19 protein-coding genes are annotated in these 20,465 nt (G+C 35.2%); 14 read left to right on the plus strand and 5 right to left on the minus strand.

What is annotated here, in order from left to right; genetic code table 11:
* Window positions 1–69: 69 nt before the first annotated feature.
* The 4 genes from P2086_RS09960 (at window position 70) to P2086_RS09975 (ending at window position 2,669) form a co-directional block, all read left to right on the plus strand.
* Window positions 70–549, plus strand: coding sequence for a DinB family protein (locus P2086_RS09960; protein ID WP_317896589.1), 480 nt, complete (start codon window positions 70–72; stop codon window positions 547–549).
* An 85-nt stretch (window positions 550–634) separates the two neighbouring features.
* Window positions 635–1,120 (plus strand): YdeI/OmpD-associated family protein, encoded by a 486-nt coding sequence (locus tag P2086_RS09965; RefSeq protein ID WP_317896590.1) that lies wholly within the window; start codon window positions 635–637, stop codon window positions 1,118–1,120.
* 85 nt (window positions 1,121–1,205) lie between these two features.
* A complete protein-coding gene (locus tag P2086_RS09970; RefSeq protein WP_317896591.1) occupies window positions 1,206–2,048 on the plus strand; it encodes a bifunctional helix-turn-helix domain-containing protein/methylated-DNA--[protein]-cysteine S-methyltransferase in 843 nt (280 codons plus the stop codon).
* A gap of 9 nt (window positions 2,049–2,057) precedes the next feature.
* The gene (locus tag P2086_RS09975; RefSeq protein ID WP_317896592.1) at window positions 2,058–2,669 is read left to right on the plus strand and encodes an alpha-ketoglutarate-dependent dioxygenase AlkB family protein; all 612 of its coding nucleotides are present in this window, start codon (window positions 2,058–2,060) and stop codon (window positions 2,667–2,669) included.
* Window positions 2,670–2,699: 30 nt separating this feature from the next.
* Here P2086_RS09975 and P2086_RS09980 read toward each other — a convergent pair whose 3' ends face one another.
* Window positions 2,700–7,364, minus strand: coding sequence for a T9SS type B sorting domain-containing protein (locus tag P2086_RS09980; protein WP_317896593.1), 4,665 nt, complete (start codon window positions 7,362–7,364; stop codon window positions 2,700–2,702).
* A gap of 304 nt (window positions 7,365–7,668) precedes the next feature.
* Between P2086_RS09980 and glsA the strand changes: the two genes are divergently transcribed.
* The gene (gene glsA / locus P2086_RS09985; RefSeq protein WP_317896594.1) at window positions 7,669–8,535 is read left to right on the plus strand and encodes a 1-acyl-sn-glycerol-3-phosphate acyltransferase; all 867 of its coding nucleotides are present in this window, start codon (window positions 7,669–7,671) and stop codon (window positions 8,533–8,535) included.
* A 278-nt stretch (window positions 8,536–8,813) separates the two neighbouring features.
* On the opposite strand, the gene P2086_RS09990 is transcribed toward glsA, so the two are convergent.
* Window positions 8,814–9,734: a T9SS type A sorting domain-containing protein gene (locus tag P2086_RS09990; RefSeq protein ID WP_317896595.1), complete on the minus strand. Its 921-nt coding sequence runs from the start codon at window positions 9,732–9,734 to the stop codon at window positions 8,814–8,816.
* Window positions 9,735–9,913: 179 nt separating this feature from the next.
* Between P2086_RS09990 and P2086_RS09995 the strand changes: the two genes are divergently transcribed.
* From P2086_RS09995 to P2086_RS10015, 5 genes are all read left to right on the plus strand, one after another.
* Entirely contained in the window at window positions 9,914–10,330 is a 417-nt protein-coding gene (locus P2086_RS09995; RefSeq protein WP_317896596.1) for a DUF1801 domain-containing protein, read from the plus strand.
* 33 nt (window positions 10,331–10,363) lie between these two features.
* On the plus strand, window positions 10,364–10,924 hold the full coding sequence (locus P2086_RS10000; protein ID WP_317896597.1) for a sugar O-acetyltransferase: 561 nt from the start codon (window positions 10,364–10,366) through the stop codon (window positions 10,922–10,924).
* Between the two features lie 138 nt (window positions 10,925–11,062).
* On the plus strand, window positions 11,063–11,518 hold the full coding sequence (locus P2086_RS10005) for a cold-shock protein (RefSeq protein ID WP_317896598.1): 456 nt from the start codon (window positions 11,063–11,065) through the stop codon (window positions 11,516–11,518).
* Window positions 11,519–11,657: 139 nt separating this feature from the next.
* The gene (locus P2086_RS10010) at window positions 11,658–12,152 is read left to right on the plus strand and encodes an SRPBCC family protein (RefSeq protein ID WP_317896599.1); all 495 of its coding nucleotides are present in this window, start codon (window positions 11,658–11,660) and stop codon (window positions 12,150–12,152) included.
* Between the two features lie 395 nt (window positions 12,153–12,547).
* Window positions 12,548–13,069, plus strand: a complete 522-nt coding sequence (locus tag P2086_RS10015; RefSeq protein ID WP_317896600.1) for a GNAT family N-acetyltransferase — start codon at window positions 12,548–12,550, stop codon at window positions 13,067–13,069.
* Between the two features lie 78 nt (window positions 13,070–13,147).
* On the opposite strand, the gene P2086_RS10020 is transcribed toward P2086_RS10015, so the two are convergent.
* The 3 genes from P2086_RS10020 to P2086_RS10030 all read right to left on the minus strand — a co-directional run bounded on the left by P2086_RS10020 (window position 13,148) and on the right by P2086_RS10030 (window position 16,277).
* A complete protein-coding gene (locus P2086_RS10020) occupies window positions 13,148–14,140 on the minus strand; it encodes a deoxyhypusine synthase family protein (protein WP_317896601.1) in 993 nt (330 codons plus the stop codon).
* 164 nt (window positions 14,141–14,304) lie between these two features.
* Entirely contained in the window at window positions 14,305–14,763 is a 459-nt protein-coding gene (locus P2086_RS10025; RefSeq protein WP_317896602.1) for a low molecular weight protein-tyrosine-phosphatase, read from the minus strand.
* A 65-nt stretch (window positions 14,764–14,828) separates the two neighbouring features.
* Entirely contained in the window at window positions 14,829–16,277 is a 1,449-nt protein-coding gene (locus P2086_RS10030) for a Do family serine endopeptidase (protein ID WP_317896603.1), read from the minus strand.
* Window positions 16,278–16,449: 172 nt separating this feature from the next.
* Here P2086_RS10030 and P2086_RS10035 point away from each other — a divergent pair, with 172 nt between their 5' ends.
* The 4 genes from P2086_RS10035 (at window position 16,450) to P2086_RS10050 (ending at window position 20,450) form a co-directional block, all read left to right on the plus strand.
* Window positions 16,450–17,079, plus strand: coding sequence for a hypothetical protein (locus tag P2086_RS10035; RefSeq protein ID WP_317896604.1), 630 nt, complete (start codon window positions 16,450–16,452; stop codon window positions 17,077–17,079).
* Window positions 17,079–17,861 carry a diaminopimelate epimerase gene (gene dapF, locus P2086_RS10040; RefSeq protein WP_317896605.1) on the plus strand — a complete coding sequence of 261 codons (783 nt, stop codon included), beginning with the start codon at window positions 17,079–17,081 and terminating at the stop codon, window positions 17,859–17,861. Before P2086_RS10035 ends, dapF begins: the two co-directional genes overlap by 1 nt.
* A gap of 62 nt (window positions 17,862–17,923) precedes the next feature.
* Entirely contained in the window at window positions 17,924–18,454 is a 531-nt protein-coding gene (locus P2086_RS10045; protein ID WP_317896606.1) for a GNAT family N-acetyltransferase, read from the plus strand.
* Between the two features lie 70 nt (window positions 18,455–18,524).
* Window positions 18,525–20,450, plus strand: coding sequence for a multiheme c-type cytochrome (locus tag P2086_RS10050; RefSeq protein ID WP_317896607.1), 1,926 nt, complete (start codon window positions 18,525–18,527; stop codon window positions 20,448–20,450).
* Window positions 20,451–20,465: the final 15 nt, after the last annotated feature.

Here is a 20,465-nt window from a genome sequence, read left to right on the forward strand (position 1 = left end):
TGATATAATTGTTTTTTGTGCATTCGCTAATGGGTGGATGCGGTTAGTGAGAATTAAAAAATATTCACAATGACTAAAGGCCAATTTATTGCTGACAGACTTCGCGAAGTCTATTTGAACGGCAAGTGGATTGCTAACACCAATTACAAAGAACAATTATTAAGTATAAATTGGCAACAAGCCACTCAAAAAATTGAAAGTTTAAATACCATTGCCGCACTTACTTTTCACATAAACTATTACTTGCAGGGATTGTTACCGGTACTGAATGGTGGGAAACTTGAAATTAGCGACAAATTTAGTTTTGATCTTCCTCAAATTCAATCGGAAAAAGATTGGAATAAACTAGTTAACGAATTTTTGTTTAATGCTGAGAAGTTTGCGGATCGTGTAGAAAAATTATCTGATAAAGACTTAAACAAGATTTTTGTTGAAGAAAAGTATGGAACCTATCAACGAAACGTAGAAGTAGTTATTGAGCACAGTTATTATCATTTAGGGCAGATTTCTCTTATAAAAAAAATGATACAAGGAAATAATTCAAACTAAGGCGAAAATAAAATAGTAAAAGGTTGTTTGTTTAGTTTGCTAGCACTTTGGAATCAAATTGTGGTATTTTAACCTATCTAAGAATGTGGTAGATAAATTTAAAGCTGAAATTGAACTTGCTGGTATAAATCCTTTTGTACTCATACCAGATAAAATTTTGGTAAAAATATTTAAAAAGGCTGGGAAGGATAAAGGACCTATACCTATTAAGGGCAAAATAAATAGGGTAGCTTATGTACAATCTTTGGTAAGATTAAAGGGAGTTTGGCGATTATACATCAATGCAAGTATGCTCAAAAATTCCCCAAAAAGAATTGGCGAATTTATTGAGGTAATGATAGAATTTGATTCCACAGATAGAACTATTAAGCCGCATCCAAAATTCACAAAGGCCCTAAAAGAAAACAAAGAAGCTAAAGCTGTGTTTGATGGATTAAGACCTTCTTTGCAAAAAGAAATCATAAAATATTTATCGTTTCTAAAAACAGACAAAAGTATTAACGAGAATGTTATAAAAGCAATAGGTTTTTTGCTGGGTAAACAGAGGTTCATCGGTCGATCTAAGCCATAAAATTTTTGGTGCAAGTTATGACATTAGCAAGTATCAGATTTTTAACGCTATTAAGATTAGCGATATTTGTAAATAAATTATTGAAATGAGTTCTCAAGATAATATCAATTATTGCCGAATCGCTGAAGCCATAAATTTTATAAAAGATAATTTTAAGTCGCAACCCAGCTTGGATGAGATCGCAGAACAAATTAATTTAAGTCCGTATCATTTCCAACGACTATTTACTGATTGGGCCGGGACGAGTCCGAAGAAATTCCTTCAATACATTAGTATTGAACACGCTAAAAAACTTTTAAAGGGACATCAAGCGTCACTTTTTGACACGGCACACGAAACCGGACTTTCAGGAACAAGTCGCTTGCATGACTTATTTATCACTATTGAAGGTATGACGCCTGCCGAATATAAAAATGGCGGAAAAGATTTAGCTATAAATTACAGTTTTGCAAAAAGTCCATTTGGGAATATTTTGGTTGCATCAACAGAAAAAGGAATTTGTTATATGGCTTTTTCGGAGGATGAACTTATTTCGATTTCTGAATTGAAAAAACATTTTCCAAATGCTACTTATAGAAAAAGGATAGATTTATTTCAGCAAAATGCGCTTTGTGTTTTTACGAACGATTGGGCAAAATTGGACCAAGTGAAATTACATTTAAGAGGAACAGATTTTCAACTTAAAGTATGGCAAACCCTTTTAAAGATTCCACAAGGTCAGTTGTCAAGTTATGGTGTCATTGCAAACGAGATTGAAAAACCAAAAGCTTCAAGGGCTGTTGGCACGGCTACTGGATCTAACCCTGTGGCGTTTCTGATTCCTTGTCATCGAGTCATTCAAGGTAGCGGAAACTTAGGTGGTTATATGTGGGGAAATACGCGTAAGTCTGCCATTATTGCTTGGGAAAGCGCTAAAGTAGATTCTTGAAATTAAAGTATGATGGAATTATTTGACAAAGAGTTTGATCCAACTATTAATCTTCTGCCCAAAGATGGAATGGTAAATTATCATGGAAAATTAATTTCCGTTAGAGAAGCCAACTATTATTTCGAAAATTTATTAAACACCATTCAATGGAAGAATGATGAGGCTGTTATTTTTGGTAAATTGATAGTGACTAAACGAAAAGTGGCTTGGTATGGCGATACTGATTTCGACTACACCTATTCAAATACTACCAAAAAAGCTCTTCCTTGGACTAATGAACTTTTAGAATTAAAAAAATTGATTGAAGAAAAAACGGGAGAAACTTTTAATTCTTGTCTGCTTAATCTTTATCACAACGGTGACGAAGGAATGGCTTGGCATAGCGACGGAGAAAGGGATCTTAAAAAAAACGGAGCGATTGCCTCGCTGAGTTTAGGTGCCGAGCGCAAATTTTCATTCAAACACAAAGAGAATAAAGAGAAAGTTAGTTTGATTTTAGAAAATGGTAGTTTATTAGTAATGACGGACGAAACGCAAAGTCATTGGTTACACAGACTACCACCAACAAAACTCATTTTAAAACCAAGGATAAATCTTACTTTCAGAACAATTGTTTTGTAAAGAATAAGGAGATATTGAAATAAAGATTGTTTACCTAAACAGTGTCACATGCCCATCAAGGATTTTCATTTCACCACCGAGGCTTGATACTTTAATTTGCCACACGTACACATCGTCTTTGCAGGGCTCGCCGTTAAAAGTGCCGTCCCAGCCCTTATTTAGTTCAAAGGTTTGAAACACTTTATTTCCCCAACGGTTAAACACATTTAACTCGTAGAATTTAATTCCAGTACAAACCGGTAAAAAGGTAGGATTAGTATTATCATTATTCGGTGTAAAAGCATTAGGCACATACACATTAAAATCGGTTTCAATTTTAATAGCCTTTACAATGGTATCAGCGCAGCCCCATTTGTTTTTAATGAGCAGAGCCACAGGGTAAATTCCTGCATTCTTAAAGAAATAAGAGGTGTTTTCTTGTTTTGAAATCTTACCCTTATCATTAATAAAATACCAGTTCCATTCACTGAGTTCTAATCCTGAAGATTTGTTTGTGAAATATACCTCGTCGATGCCCTCCACAGGTCTTTCGGGAGAGGTAACAAAATCAGCTACCGGAATTTCTCTGGCATGCACCACAAAACTTGCCGTGTTAGCACAAGTGCTAATGGTATCAATAAAAGTACCGCGAATAATATAATCTCCAGCAACAGTAAAAGGACGCGAGAAATTTTTGCCTTGAATAACAGACTCATTGTTTATTTGCCACTGGGTAGCAATATTGGTTGTGGTAGAACTAGAGAAATAAGAAAAATCAGAACTAAACGGAACACAAGCATCCATGGTAGTTCCAAGTAATGTGCCATCTGGCAAAGGATCAAAAGAAATACTGGTTTGAGTAGAATTACTACAGCCCAAAGCATCAGTAGCAATTAAGGTATAACTGCCCACATAAGAGGGGCTGCTTAAAGTAAACGTAAACACCTTTTGATTATGATTAAAATTGCTTGGGCCTTTCCACTCGTAAGAACTGCCACCAAAACCTTCCAGAGATATTTCTTTATTTAAACACACTTTTGTAGCTGGGTAAACACTCAGCCAAGGAGTTGGTAGTGGGGTGGTGCTAATACTAGCAGTGGTAGTAGAAGTACAGGAATTCGCTGCACCACCAATAACGGTGTAAATGGAAGGAGCAACGCTTGTGGCATTTTTAATTAAAGTAATAGCTTGATTAGAATAATAAAAACCCGGTCCGGTCCATGTATAAGTACTAGCTCCACTTACTTTAAGGGTTGCTTCGTTATTAAGACAGACCGTTGTACTTACCGGACTTAAAATAGGGTTTGTATAAATATTTACGGCCAGTGTTGCAGAGTTTTGACAAGAGTTTGCATCAATAACACTTAAACTATAAACTCCTGAAAAATGAACCTTGGCAGAATCTCGTACGATGTTTTGAGACTGACTACCAGTAAAACTCATTACCGATGAAGGTTGCCATAAATAAGAAACAGCATTACTAACCGCAGTTGCATTCAAAAATAATTTTTCTGTCTCACACACGTGCGAGTTACTACTTAAACTAAAACTTGGTAAAGGATTAATCACCACAACATGGGTTGCAGTATTTATACAAGGCCCCGTTGTAACCTGCAGCGTATACACGCCGCCATTACTTACTATGACACCATAAATACTTGTATTCTGAAATGCGGAACTAAATCCGACAGGTCCAGTCCAAGAGTAGGAAGTTCCACCACTACCATTAAGATTTAAATCAGTACCAAAACATTTAGGACTATTACTCGTGATGGTAGGAATTGGCACAGCGGTTACCGTTACATCGGCTGTAGCGGTATTGGTGCAACCCACCGCTGAAGTTGCTTTTACGGTGTAAATACCAGAAGCAATTACAGATGGATTAGCAACCGAAGGGTTTTGAATATTAGACGTGTAGGAATTAGGTCCTACCCAAAAATAAGAAGCGCCTACAAAAGAATTTGAAAATAGGTTCAGTGTCTGGGTAACACATACCGTACTTCCAAAAGCAGACAGAGTAGGTGTTGGATTCACCACAACCGTGTTGGAAGTGCTGGCTGTACAACTGTTAGCGGCAGTTACCGTTAGATTGTACACGCCACTATTGTTAGGAATAGCTCCTGCAATAATTGGATACTGTTGTGATGAAGAATAACCTACCGGTCCGTTCCAAAAATAAGATTGCCCACCATTGGCAAACAGACTTAAATTTTGTCCGTTACAAATAGGACTGTTACTACTCATTAAAGCAAAAGGAACTGGCTTTAAAATAATGCTTGCCGTGGCAATAGAAGTACAACCCAAAGCACTTCCAACAACAGAGTATTGCTGGGTTACATTGGGATTATCAGCAAAGCTATTACCAATAGCGGTTCCGTTCCAAGTATATGAGCTTGCCCCGTTAGCTGTAAGAGTGCCTGTTTGCAATGGACAAATAGAAACGTTACTTACCGAGAGAACAGGGTTTTGAATAAAATCGACAGAAATGGTTTGGCTGACAAGACAGTTTAAAGAATCTCTGCTACTCAAAGTGTAAACAGGTGTTCCTGCAACAGCCTGACTAACGGTTCTGGTGTTGTTTATCACGCTGCCTGTCCAAGTATATGTATAACCACTACCAAGTAAATAAGGAGTTCCACCTGAGTTAACACCACTCAAAGTAACGCTGGTTCCAGCGCAAGTGGTAGGACTCGAGGAGGAAAGAACTAAATTTAAAGGAGGTGGTTGACTGATGTAAAACGATTGATTAATGTCGCAACCAGTAAGAGCGTCAGTGACGGAAATAGACCAGATCCCGGCACTCAAAGAAGGTGTGGGACTAGTGTAGGTGGTGGTGAGACTTGTCCACAAATAATTTACAGAACCTGATCCTCCACCAATATTAGTAACATTGGCGGTGGCTGTATTTGCTCCGTTGCAAGTAACACTGCCAGCATAATTTAAAGTCCCTGTGAGTGGAATAAGTGAGGTAAATAAGGTGGTAGCGGTGTAAGTATAATTGTTTCCAAAGTCAAACACAGTAAGCGTGTATGTGCCAGGACTTAGACCAGTAGCCACTGAATTTGCTTGAGCAGAAGGCATCCAGGTGTAAGAAAACGGGCCTACGCCACCTGTAGCAACTACAGTTGCGGAGCCAAGGTTAGCACAGGTAATAGAGGTGCTCGTAACAGAAATACAAGGTTGATTAATATTAACCACTTGTTTTATTGTATCAGTACCGCCACCACAACTATAATATAAAATAAGATTTACAGAATAAGTACCAAGATTTGTAAACGCGTGAACAGGTGAAACGAGTGTTGATGTGTTTGCCGAACCCGAAGCCGGATCGCCGAAATTCCATTGTAGGCCGGTAAGAGAATAACCAGACGAGGAACACCCAACTGTAGTGATGGAAGGGTTGTAAGAAGAATTAAATAGAGCAGATTGACAACCGTAGCTGTTACTAACCGTATAAGTGTATGGGGTTGGCGTAGGATGCTGTACAAAATAACTGCACATAAAATTAGGAAGGCCGTACCAAGAAGTTTTTGGAGTGGTGGTTTGCCCAAGGGCAGTAAAACCGCACGCCGCTCCTAAGGCATTCGGGTTATTAATAACGTCAAGGTTAGTCGTGTTATAAACTGGATAGTATATTTTACCATTCCGAGCTAACTGCAAAGAGGTTGCCCAGTAGCCTGATGCTAATGATACGGTATAAATGCTTGCGGCAATTGCAGTTGGTGATCCTGCACATAAATTCCATTGAAGTAATTCTGTAGTGTAAGAAGGGCTTATGTAGTAATAACGGGCGCCGTAAAATTTTGTTCCATCGGGAGAAAACTCGCAAGCCATACCGCCACCGTTCCAGTTGTTATTTAGTACCACCGTGGAAACTGGAAGAGAAAGCGAATTTGAAACAACTCCCGTAGTATTATCAAAATCATAAAGCTCAAAAGATTGGTTGAGGTTTATATTATTAATATTATTGTTGTTATAATTTGCAACTCCTAATTTTTTACCATTTGGTGAAAATTTAATATTCCCCCAATAGTCATAATTTCCATTATTCCAAACGGTATAAGTAGAAGCCGGGGAAACAATTGCAGTGGTATTAATTCCCGTGGATGTTAAAAGATACGCCCGAAAATTTGGTGTATAGGTACCAGTGTTAATTGAACTGTTCCAATAAGATTCTTTGATTAGAATCCAAATATCGTTCCCGTTGCAATGCCTGGTTGCAGTTACTTTACTACCAACACCTGCTGAGGATGTTAGGGTTGTGTACAGTGTGGCATTCTTTGTGGTTACAGATCCTTGACCTGCCGCTAAACTCATGTCAACGACAGAATAATAAATGGTACTGGTGCAATTAAAACAATTGTTCCATTGCATATAAACCACATAGTATAGGTTTGTATTGCCAGGTTGTTTTAAAATAATACAGTTTTGAGGGCCATTCCAACCCAATAAACCACTTCCATTTGCCATAATAGCATGGGTATTGTCCCAAATATTTTGGCCATTCGCGTAAAATAATAAATTACCGTTTGCATCTGACATTGTAGCTGAAGAGTAATTGCTACTCATTGTGCTGGTAGTTAAAGGAGTCGGAGGATTTGTACTAAAACTTAACCCTGCTCCATTGCCAAAATACCAGTTATTGGTTTGATTTTGAGAGAGTCCAGATAAACTGAACAAAGTGAAGAAAAGAAGTGTTGAGATTTTTTTGATCATTTTCGAGCTAAAACAGTTCCTAAAAGGTTCAATATAGCTAAAATGGGTTAAAAAATCAAGTGGTTTTAATCACTGAAAGCACTAATTCAATCAATTAAAGGTATGGTTCACCGTTCCTTTAGGTGAAATATCACTACGCCAACCAAATAAAAATAGAAAATATTTGTGATATATTTAATAAACGGCTCTAAATAAAACTAAAGAAATAATTAGTAAAAAGGATTATGTTTAACTTAGTGATACCCTAGTTTAAACCAATAGCATTGATATATTGACAATTATTTTATCTTTGACCTCCTAAACTATGGAGAGTAAAAAGTTTATTGATATTGATAAAGTTCTTAAAGAAAAAGCATATAAACTGTATAGATGGTTGCCTAGGTTCACCATAAACTGGCTAAAGAGAACATTACACGAGAAAGAAATTAATGCTGCTATGGAGCAGTTAAAAAACGATAAGGGTCTTGATTTTAACAGGAAGGCTTTAGAAATCCTTGAAGCAAAAGTCGAATCGGTAAATCCTGAAAACATACCTCTAAAAGGAAATGTAACGGTGGCATCTAATCATCCACTTGGAGGATTAGATGGTATGGCACTCATAAAAGCGGTTGGCGAGTTACGCCCTGATGTTCATTTTTTCGTCAATGATATCTTAAAAAACCTTACGAATTATGGTGATGTTTTTGTTGCTGTAAATAAGTTAGGGGCTGCTTCTGCTGGTTCTCTGAGAACAATGGAGGAGATTTTTCGTCAGGGGGGAGCGGTTCTTATTTTTCCTGCGGGATTGGTTTCAAGAAAACAGGAAGGTGTTGTTAGAGATTTGAGTTGGAAAAAGAGTTTTGTTACTCAAGCAATAGATCATAAACGCATAGTGGTACCAACGTTTATCGAAGGTGTGAATTCGAATTTTTTCTACAATTTTGCCTATTGGAGAAAGCGTCTTGGTATAAAGGCTAATATAGAAATGCTCTTTTTACCCGATGAAATGTTTAGCGCAAACAAAAAAACCATACGTATTCATTTCGGTAAACCTTTTAGTTATGAAGTGTTTGATTCTTCAAAAAGCCATAAAGCCTGGGCAGATTGTATTTATAAGTTTATTTATTCCCCAGAGTTTATGACAGGTATGCCATTCGAAGAATTTATAAAACTCACAAAAAAGAACAACTAAATCAAAGATTTTTGTTAGCGTGTTTTTTGATTTAAATAGACCAGTAAGATAATTTAAACAAAAAAAGAGGGTAAAAAAACCCTCTTTTTGAATAAGTTGGCGGAAACAAGAAACAGACGAGAGTCTGCAAGATCTTACCCAAAAAAGACCTCTCATTTCCGCCACAGCAAATGTAGTATTTTGATTGAAAGAATGAAATAATTTGTGATAAATTTCAATTTGTCCTAAAAACTTGATAATTCTAAGTAAAACACTCTACCAAGCAGTTTAATCGCAAACTATTTTCTAATTATCAGTTCATTAAAAAACTCGGTTTCGTCTTTTAACAAACGCACCAAGTAAATTCCATCTGGCGTTGAAAGCAAGCTAAACGGAATTGTATACTTACCCTGGTGTTGAGCCTTAATATCGACTAGCGTTTTGATCCGTTTTCCGTTTGAGTCCAAAATTTCAAGAATTATATCGCATCTCTTCGATAAATCATATTGAACAAAAAACTCACCTTTAGAAGGATTAGGATAGACACTTAAATCAGTGTTTTCTTCAAAGAATTCATACGACTCTTTCTCAGTCGGAAATGTTTCTTTATTTGTCAGAATCGTTTCTCCCATTGTAAAACATTCCGAAGTGTTTTGTGCTTCAATAACTGGCGGCATGACTGCTTTAGTAATTGTGTCTTCAGCTAGAGGCATAGCTATATATCTTAAACCACCATTAATCATTGATTCGATTTCTATTTTGGTTGAGCTTGTGTCAATTGCTCGAATAGTATCGTCTCTCGTAACTTGGCTCTGAATTTTTATTTTACCTTTAGCGTAGTGTTTGGTTTGTGTTGTTTTCACTTCTATTTTCCCTATTGTCTGACCTTGTATATCCGTGCAACTAAATAATAAACTGCCAAATACAAGAAATAAAGCAATGCCAAAACTCTTTGTAGTACTTATATTTTTAGGAAGTTTATTTAGATCGACATGAATCTTAATAGGCCTGTTTAACTGACTCTTTCTAAAATGTCCACAAATATTTTCTCCCTTCTTTTCGAGTAGTAAGTTATTAATTTCCAGGTCTGTTTTGGAGGAAAAATCTATAACAGATTTGTTGCAAGTTTCGCAATGTTTTCCCTGTAAATTTTCTTGCATGTTATTCCAATCCTCATGGCAAGGCTCTGGAATTTGAATATAATAACTGTCGTTTTTCATGATACTGTATTTTTAATTAAGATGCAGAGGACTTAATTTTTCCATAAAAAGAAACACTTTGCATTAATAAATTATTGTGGTTTATTCTCTAAAGGTTTTTTTCGATTCGAAATATGATTTAAAGGATTAAATTCGTGTAATGCAAAGTTTAATTTAACCTAAGAAATTGCAAGTGATTTATGGCTAATAAAAGCTCCATTCAAAAAATAACAGACACTGAACAAGTAACCGAATGGATGCTTAATTCTATTTATCCTTTAAAACCTGAGATAGAAAAATTAAGAACAATAATTAAAAACTCGGATAAAAGAATAAGCGAAAGAATTAAATGGAACGCGCCAAGTTATTATTACATGGAAGATATTGTAACATTTGGACCTGACAGGAAAGGAAGAATTTTGTTAGTATTTCACCACCCTTATGTTGTTAAAATAAAATCAGATTTATTAGAAGGGAACTATAAAGATAGACGATTAGCCTATTTTTCTGACTCAAAAGAGGTTCAGTTAGGTAAAAAGGAACTTGAAAGAATAATTAAAGAAATAGTAAATACGATCGCGAAAAAAGTGAATAATGTCGATTTTAGAATTGAATGAAATCTAACCTAAAAGAATAATTTGCACCAGAAAATGGACAGTGAAAAACAAAAAATGCTTGATGGAGAACTGTACTCTCCCTTTTCAAAGGAGTTAAATGATGATCGGGTAAAAGCGAAAAAACTGCTTCATAAGCTAAATGTTACCGAGTACTTAATGAGTGCTAATTCAGCTTTGATTTTAAAAGAACTGCTACCGAATGCTCCAAAAGATATTTACATTGAGCCGCCTTTTCATTGCGATTATGGTTATAATATTCACTGTGGAAGTCGCGTATATTTTAATGTTAACTGCGTTGTTCTAGATGTTATGAAAGTAACCATTGGCGAAAATGTTTTGTTTGGACCAGGAGTTAATATTTATACGGCTTCGCATCCACTTGACGCTAAAACAAGACGCACAAGGGCATTAGCCAAGCCAGTAACCATTGGTAACGATTGTTGGATCGGAGGAGGGGCAATTATCTGTCCTGGGGTTACAATAGGCAACGGTTCGGTAATTGGGGCGGGGGCTGTTGTAATAAATAGTATACCCGAAAATTCACTTGCCGTCGGTAATCCAGCTAAAGTAATCAGGAAATTAAACCAGAGCTAAGTTTCAAGTTAATCCAATGAAATTGTTAAGCCTAAATTACCTGTGCAAGAATGCCAGTTTTTAGGTATATTTGCACATCTGGTAGTGTTCCTTTCGAATATTAATAAAAACAGGTGTAACAAATTTTTTTTAAAAAACATGAGTAAATCACAAGAAACATACAGTAAAAAAGAAAAAGAAAAAAAGAAACAATTAAAGCGCAAAGAGAAGGAAGAGAAAAGAGAAGAACGGAAAGCTAACTCCAAAAAAGGAAAAAGTTTTGAAGACATGATAGCATATGTAGATGAGAATGGTCAATTATCATCCACACCTCCTGATCCAAACAAAAGAAAAGTAATTAATCTAGAGGACATTCAGTTAGGAGCCCGTGTAGAGCAAGCTATTGAACCTGCTGACATATTAAGAAAGGGTAAAATAACTTTTTATAATAGCGAAAAGGGTTACGGTTTTATTAAGGATGAGCGTTCTCAAGACAGCGTGTTTTTTCACGTAAATGGTTTAAATGGCCCTGTTAAAGAAAATGACAAAGTTAATTTTGAGACAGAAATGGGTCAAAAAGGCATGGTAGCTATTAAAGTTACCGTGATCATATAATTCACTTTTTTTAATAAAATTAGGAACAATAGAGCTAAGTCTATTGTTTTTTTTTTTGCTTTTTATCGACTGTTATTCCAATATTTAGGACATCCACTTTTTTTTGTACCTTTAATCTAACACACTAAAACAAACCTCAATGAAAAATTTTGACTGGACTGGCTTTTCCCTCAAAATATTGGTGAAAGCAAAACTAAATACTGTTTACGATGCCTGGACTAAGTCAGGAGAAGCTGAAAAGTGGTTTCTTAAAAAAGCGAACTATCTTGATAAGGAACGAAAAGCATTGGAGAAAAATGTGGCAACTGAAAAGGGGAACTTATATGAATGGAGTTGGTATTTGCATGATGTTGTTGAGCGAGGAAGAGTGTTAGAAGCAAATGGACTAGATCATTTTCAGTTTACATTTGCCGGAGATTGCATTGTTGATGTGAAGCTTTCTGAAAAGGACGGAAACGTACTAGTAGAGTTGTCACAAAAAGATATCCCTACAGATGAAGATTCAAAAAAGGAAGTAAGGTTGGGATGTCACGACGGTTGGTCATTTTATTTGGTGAATTTAAAATCGATTTGTGAGGGTGGTTTAGATCTAAGAAATAAAAATGAAATGTATAAGCGAATGGTAAATAATTAAATTTTCAAGTAATTATATTTAACTGAGGGAAAATGAATAAGAATTTTTTTTATTCGTTAACATTTAAATGGCCCGGTAAAACTGAATAAATCATAAAAAATTATCGCGCCACGAGAAAAGTCAACTAGAATAAGGTCCGAAAAAAAAATACCATTAAAACCTCCTCTAGCTTTGCCTTTAGGTAAGAGAGTCTGAGCATAATTTTGAAGAATTATTTCTTGTTTCATGAAGTCAGTAAATTATGTTTTATCGATACCTTATCTAATTCTGTAATACTTCATCTATCTGCAAGTGCTGATAAATTGATTTATGTAATAGAAATAAAATCTCAGTGAATTTATAATTTTTGTATTTTGCACTTCGCAAAAAAACAGTTACACTTAAATAATCTTCCTATGCAAATTTTCCTTAAAACGGAACGCCTTATTTTAAGAGAAATTCTTCCAAGTGATGAAATGGAAATGTTTGAACTAGATTCTGATAAAGATGTTCACAAATACCTGGGAAATCAACCATTCACAAGAATTGACGACAGCAGAGAAATTATCAGTTTTATTCGAAAACAATATGAAGATGCTGGTATTGGACGTTGGGCGGTAATAAACAAAACAACAAATGAATTTATGGGTTGGGCTGGACTTAAACTCGTAAAAGATTTAACCAACTATCATATTAATTATTATGATTTAGGGTATCGTTTCATTAAACGGTACTGGGGAAATGGTTATGCAACTGAAGCAGCAAAAGCAATTATTTCTTATGGGTTTAGTCAAATGAAATTAAATGAAATTTACGCCATGGCAGACGTAAATAATTTAAAATCAATAAAAGTGCTTGAGAAATCTGGATTAATTTACGTAGAGGATTTCGATTTTCAGAAAGAGCCGCATGTTTGGTATAAAATTAGTAAGCCTTAAGCTAAATTAATTCGAAAAATAAAAAAGCGGAGTAATATTCCGCTTTTTTAATAATAGACTTAAATTCAACTATCATTACTACCAACCCAAGATCCAGGCAAAAATTAATGGTGCAACAATGGTCGCATCACTCTCCACAATAAATTTAGGAGTATTGATGTCTAACTTACCCCAGGTGATTTTTTCGTTTGGAACTGCTCCAGAATATGAGCCGTAAGAGGTCGTTGAATCTGAAATCTGACAAAAATAACTCCAAAAAGGAATATTAGTCATTTCCATATCTTGATAAAGCATTGGCACAACACAGATTGGAAAATCACCTGCAATGCCGCCGCCAATTTGAAAGAAACCAACGCCTTTGCCACCGCTATTTTTAGGATACCAATCTGCCAACCAAGCCATGTATTCAATACCACTTTTCATGGTAATGGCTTTTATTTCATTTTTAATAACATAAGAAGCAAAAATATTTCCCATGGTACTGTCTTCCCATCCTGGTACAACAATTGGAAGATTTTTTTCAGCAGCGGCAAGCATCCAACTGTCCTTTGGATCAATTTCATAATACTGCTTTAACTCACCACTGTTTAAAATCTTGTACATGTATTCATGCGGAAAATAACGCTCTCCCGCAGTATCAGCATCTTTCCAAATCTTGTAAATATGTTTTTGTAAACGACGAAATGCTTCTTCTTCGGGAATACAAGTATCTGTTACACGATTGTAATGGTTTTCTAAAAGATCCCACTCGTCTTGCGGTGATAGATCACGGTAGTTTGGAACGCGTTTATAGTGACTATGTGCTACTAAATTCATGATGTCTTCTTCAAGGTTTGCACCAGTGCAAGAGATTATATCTACTTTATCCTGACGAATCATTTCAGCCAATGATTTCCCTAATTCAGCAGTACTCATTGCGCCAGCTAATGTTATCATCATTTTACCGCCTTCGGTTAAATGTGTTTCATAACCTTTTGCCGCATCAACCAAAGCAGCTGAATTAAAGTGTTTATAATGATGAGCAACGAAATTTGAAATGGGCCCTTTTTTTGCTAATGTTGAATCTGACATAATTTTATTTTAAAGCGCAAAGATAAAATTTTTTGTGGACAGGAGAGAATGAAAATTTGTAGCGGAATAAAGAATATTTATGTGAAAAAATGAGCGAAAATTGAGCGATTTTTTCACTTCAGGCTGACCAAAAATTGAATTGTATTTTTTAGTGGACTAACACGTTATAATTCTTTAATTCCCGCCAATTGCTCGCATTTTTCATACACCAGCCAAAAAACATTTTCAAAATCACTTTCTGTTCCGTAATAAGGATCTGGAACTTCATCTTCATAGGAAGGTTCACCGCTTAAAAACAAACTCACCTTGTTTTTATGAGACTCTTTCTTCGCTAAGGCTAAAATATTTTTAAAATTATTTTTATCCATCGCATAGATCTTATCAAAATTTTCAAAGTCAATAGCGCTGAACTGACGAGCCCTCAAAGAACTTAAATCGACACCTTTTTTTTTGGCATTGGCAATTGTGCGCCTATCAGGGGCTTCACCAACGTGATAGTTAGCTGTACCTGCCGAATCTATTTCGAGTTGAAGGTTATGTTTGCTTTTTAAATGAAGCATAATTCCTTCCGCAAGGGGGGAGCGACAAATATTGCCAAGGCAGACAAAGAGTATTTTTTGCATAGTAGGAAAAGGATAAAAATAAAAAAGCGAATCAGTTTGATTCGCTTATTGAAATTAATTTTTGGTTATAAAGAAAAACTGTAGGAGGCTCTCATTCCATTAGTGTAGAAACCCTCAATTAGTATTGGACCTGATTTCTCAAGACGTTCTTTCATCTGAACAGATGAATTCATTTTCTTTTTATCAATATGTGTGATAATGAAACCTGGTTGAATCCCTGTTTGGGCTAATTTGCCTGGATTTATTTTTTGAATTCGCACACCATTTTCAACTTTCATGGCTTCCAATTCATCTAAGCTAAGATCTTGAAATTCGGCTCCAAGAATATTGGTTTTTACTATTTCTGTCTTTTTTACAAGGTTGGTTGTATTATTAAGTGTTTTTAAAACTACAGGTACAGTAACAGTTTTATTATTGCGCATTACGTTTACGTTTATTTTATCACCTGGACGGTAACGACTTATTTGTTCCTGTAATTCACTAACAGAACTTATAGCAATATCTTGTATCGAAGTAATCACGTCACCTTCCTCAATTCCTGCCTCTTCAGCGCTACCTCCACTAGTAAGCCCGTTTACATAAACACCCGTTAATTGTTTAAGTTTTCTATCTGCTGCAAATTTGGCGTCAATGTCCTGAATACTTACCCCAATATAGGCACGTTGAACGGTTCCAAATTCAACCATATCACTCACTACTTTCTTAACTATATTAACCGGTACCGCAAAAGAATAACCTTGGTAAGAACCGTTATTTGAAGCAATGGCGGTATTTATTCCAATAAGCTCTCCATCAGTATTTACAAGTGCTCCACCACTATTTCCAGGATTAACAGCAGCGTCGGTTTGGATAAAAGATTCAATCGGACGTTTATTTCCATTCAAAATATTGTTACGTCCTTTTGCACTTATAATACCTGCCGTTACAGTGCTATTTAAGTTAAAAGGATTTCCAACTGCAAGCACCCATTCGCCAACTCTTACGCCATCACTGTTACCATAAGCCATGAAGGGTAAGTTTTTTTCTTTTATTTTTATAAGGGCCACATCAGTACTGGCATCGGCACCAATAATTTCAGCTTCATAAGTCCTTCGATCATTAAGAACAACTTCAATTTTATCAGAGCCAGAGATCACATGGTTGTTGGTTACAATGTAACCATCTTCACTTATAATGACGCCACTGCCACTTCCTTGCTGTACATATGTTTGTTGCCGTTTCTGTTGTCCAAAAAACAATTCTGCAAAAGGATCATAAGAAAGATTGTTTACATGTTCGCTGACGGTCTTTATATGCACAACAGCATTCACAGATTTTTCAGCAGCCATCGTAAAATCATTCATGGTGCCCGCCGAAGCGCTCCCGGAATAATTAACTAGTTTATAAACAGAAGAGTTTTGAGGGTTGGTAAGTTGATTAGCAGTACCCTTTTTTCCGTTAAGAAATTGGTAACCAGCTAAGGCAATAACTCCACCAAAGCAAGCTACAAAAATGGATGAAACTATTTTTTTCATATCAAAATATTTTTTTAGTTACTTGTATAACACAAAAGTAATGCTGAAATTATTTTGGCAGTTTGTTTTTAACAATCCTTAACCAGCAAGGGATACGGGCTGTTAAAAATTCAAAATATTAATATAAAGGACTTCGCTATTTTTACTAAATTTACAAATAAAATTAATGAGATTGAAAAGGAAAATACCACCGTTTATTTTTGGAGTGTCTATAGGTTTAATCATTAGTGCTGCATTTTTTTTCTTCAAACTCAATGAGGTTTTTAACCGTTTAAAATCTACAGGAGCTGGGCAAATTACCGTTATCGAACAGTCTGTAAAGAATGAAGATGTGAAGGACAAAAAGGATAAGAAAAAAAACAAAGAACGCTTCAAAATAAATGTTTCCAAAAGCCCAAACATAAACTACAAAGAAGTAGATAGCCTTATAGCACTCGATTCAAAAATAAGTATTGCAACCGATGAATTATTGTCAGTTAAAAATGTTAAAGTAATTAACATTGGTGACAATATAACAGGAAGAGATTCTCTAGCAGCGAAACTAGCAAAGGTGGACAACAATTATTCAAATTTATATTTTATCGAATTTTGGAAAACACCTCTTAACTCAAAAGGCTATAAGTTTTCAAAAAATAAAATAATGCTTTACGGTTTTTTAGATTTTAATAATGTTCTTCTCTATCAACTTGATAACGCTTATTATATAAAGTGTTCAGATCAAGTCTATAAATTATTCTACGGAGGTGATTTTAGAAAGTTAGAAAAAGTAGTTGATACCGACCTTCTTGCAAAAATCAATTAATGGAAATTAAATTTCAAAAATATCAGGGTACTGGAAACGACTTTATCATGATTGATAATCGCTTTAATCCGATTTCTCTCTCAAACGAACAAGTTGCATTTTTATGCCACCGCCGTTTTGGTATCGGAGCCGATGGTCTTATTCTTCTTGAATCAGAACCTGGTTTCGATTTTCGAATGGTTTATTACAACAGCGATGGCAATTTAAGCAGCATGTGCGGTAACGGTGGTAGGTGCCTTGTAGCTTTCGCGAAAGATCTGGGTCTTATTTCTAGCAAAGCTAAATTTTCAGCTATCGATGGGGAACATGAAGCCACACTAGAAGATGGCAAAGTGTCCCTGAAAATGAATGATGTTAAAAGCATGGAGTTGGGTGAAGATTATTTTTACCTGAATACAGGTTCACCGCACTATGTAAAGTTTGTTGAAGACGTTGAAAATTACGATGTTTTTAATGAAGGAAAAAAAATAAGATACAACGATCGTTTTAACGAAGAAGGAACAAATGTAAATTTTATTGAAAAGAATAACGAAGAGTTATTTGTGCGCACATACGAACGCGGAGTGGAGGACGAAACATATTCTTGTGGTACCGGTGTAACTGCCGCTGCTCTGGTCGCTGCTGTTAAGGGTATGTCTACCGGAAAAAATTCATGCCTTATTAAAACTAAAGGGGGAATGCTTGAAGTTACTTTCGATAAAGTACTTGAACAAAACTTTTATAACATCTGGTTATCAGGCCCAGCAATGTCTGTTTTTAAAGGGGTAATAGAATTAGAATAAAAGTTCAATCTAAGTGATTGTTTACTTTTTATAATTTAATCCTAAAAAATAAAAATCAATTTATGTTTTTATCCGGAAACCTAATTTCTTTACGGGCCTTGGAACCTTCTGATGCTGAAATCCTATACCGTTGGGAAAACAACCGTGATATATGGCCTGTGAGCTTCACACAAATTCCTTTTAGTAAATTTATTCTGGAAGAGTTTACCAATGCTTCACATGCAGATATTTACACGAATAAACAACTTCGCTTAATGGTTAACAAACTGAATTCTAATGATACAATTGGAATGATTGACCTTTTTGATTTTGATGCACAGCATCAGCGCAGTGGTCTTGGTATTTATATCTATGAAACATTTCGTAAGTCAGGTTGTGCGCTTGAGTGTGTAGAATTAATCAAAGACTATTGTTTTAAAACCTTATTACTGAAGCAACTTTTTGTACATATTAATGAATCTAACCCAGCCAGCGTTGCTTTGTTTGAAAAGGCAGGATTCGAGAAAAGCGGTCTAAAAAAATCTTGGACCAAAACAGGCTTAAATTCTTACGAAGATGTTTGGTTTATGCAATGCATTAATAAAGGTGCCTAAATTTTTTTTCATATTTCGTTCTGTAATTTTTGCAGTTTCTCTTATCTGTTTAATTGCGTGTGATTCTGAAATGACGCCCAATTCCATAAAAGAAAAAAAAGATACATTAGTTTATTTAAATCATTCTGATACCGCGAAATATATTGGAATGAATACATGCAGACAATGCCACCAATCTATTTACAATACTTTTATAGAAACAGGAATGGGAAAATCTTTCGATGTGGCTTCGCGCAAAAAATCTTTCGGTGATTTTATATCCGCTTCTATTTATGATAGGATTGCTAACCTACAGTATAGGGCATATTGGAACAAAGACAGTTTGTTTATCAAGGAATTTCGCCTTAGTAAAAAGGACACAACACATACAAGAACTGAAAAAGTAAATTATATTATTGGATCTGGGCAACACACAAACTCGCACATGTATTCCGTAAACGGTTATGTCCATCAAATGCCAATGACCTATTACACGCAAAAAAAGCACTGGGATCTTCCCCCAGGTTTTGAAAATGGTGTGAATACCCGATTTTCAAGAAAAATTGGGTTAGAGTGTATGTCCTGTCATAATGCCTACCCAGAATTTGTAAAGGGTTCTGAAAATAAATTTACACGTTTACCAAACGGAATAGATTGTGAGCGCTGTCACGGTCCAGGTAGCATTCACGTTGCCCAAAGAAGTACAGGAAGTAAAGTGGATACATCAAAATACATTGATTATTCAATTGTAAATCCTGCCAAACTTTCTATAGATGCACAATTTGATATTTGCCAGCGTTGTCATTTACAAGGAAATGCAGTTTTAAAAGAAGGTAAATCATTTTACGATTTTAAACCTGGACAAAAGCTAAGTGACTTTATATCGGTGTTTTTGCCCAAATATAAAAATGCAGACGACGAATTTATTATGGCTTCTCATGCCGATCGTTTAAAACAAAGTGCTTGTTTCATTAAGTCGTATGAGAAAGTGAAAGATAATCGTTCATTAAAACCTTATAAAGAGGCTTTAACCTGTGTTACTTGTCATAATCCGCATGTGAGCGTTAAACAAACCAATAAAAATGTGTTCAATGATGCCTGCACTAATTGTCATAGTAATGCAAGCGAAATTAATAATGTACACAATGAATTAAAAAATAATGAATTAAAAAACTGTGTGAGTTGTCATATGCCTGCGTCTGGTTCTACAGATATTCCTCATGTTTCGGTGCATGATCATTATATCCGGAAACCAATTACAAAAAAAGAAAAAGATAAAATAAAAACCTTTATAGGATTGTTTTCAATAAATGAAAAAAATCCAGATAATTTGACCAAGGCCAATGCATACATTGACCAATATTCTAAATTCGAACAAAGCGCATCGTATCTAGATTCGGCCATATTTTTCTTAAAAAGTATTCCAGGTAATAAAAAAACACTGAGTAGTTTTATTCAAATTTATTTTATCCAACAAAAATATACCGAACTAATCGCATTGATAAAAAATCAGGGTGAACAAGTTTGTGATTCTGTTTTTAGTAAGGACTCCTATGATAATAAAGACGCTTGGGCGGCTTACCGAATAGGAGAAGCTTTTTCTAATACAAACGATAATACAAATGCTTTAAGATGGTTTAAAAAAGCGGCTAAATTGGCGCCCTATAATCTTGACTTCAGAAATAAGTTAGGTTCAAGTCTAGCAGCAGAATCTATGCTGAAAGAGTCTATAGAACAGTTTGAATTTATTTTAAATGAAAATCCAAAATTTGTATCTGCATATTCTAATTTAGGTTACATAAAGTTGTTACAAGGATTTCCCGCGGAAGCTTTGAGATTATATAAAGTAGGTGAAAAATTAGATCCTGATAATGAAGCACTTTTATTAAATTTAGCTGCTTATTATTTGAATACAAAAGAGAGACTTTTGGCAAAGAAGTATTTAGAAGAGGTGATAAGGGTAAATCCAAAAAACAAAAAAGCTCTTGCAGCAATACAGCAATTGAATAGTTTATGAGTAAGAAAAAGAAAA

The organism is Aurantibacillus circumpalustris (assembly GCF_029625215.1).
GTDB lineage: Bacteria > Bacteroidota > Bacteroidia > B-17B0 > Aurantibacillaceae > Aurantibacillus > Aurantibacillus circumpalustris.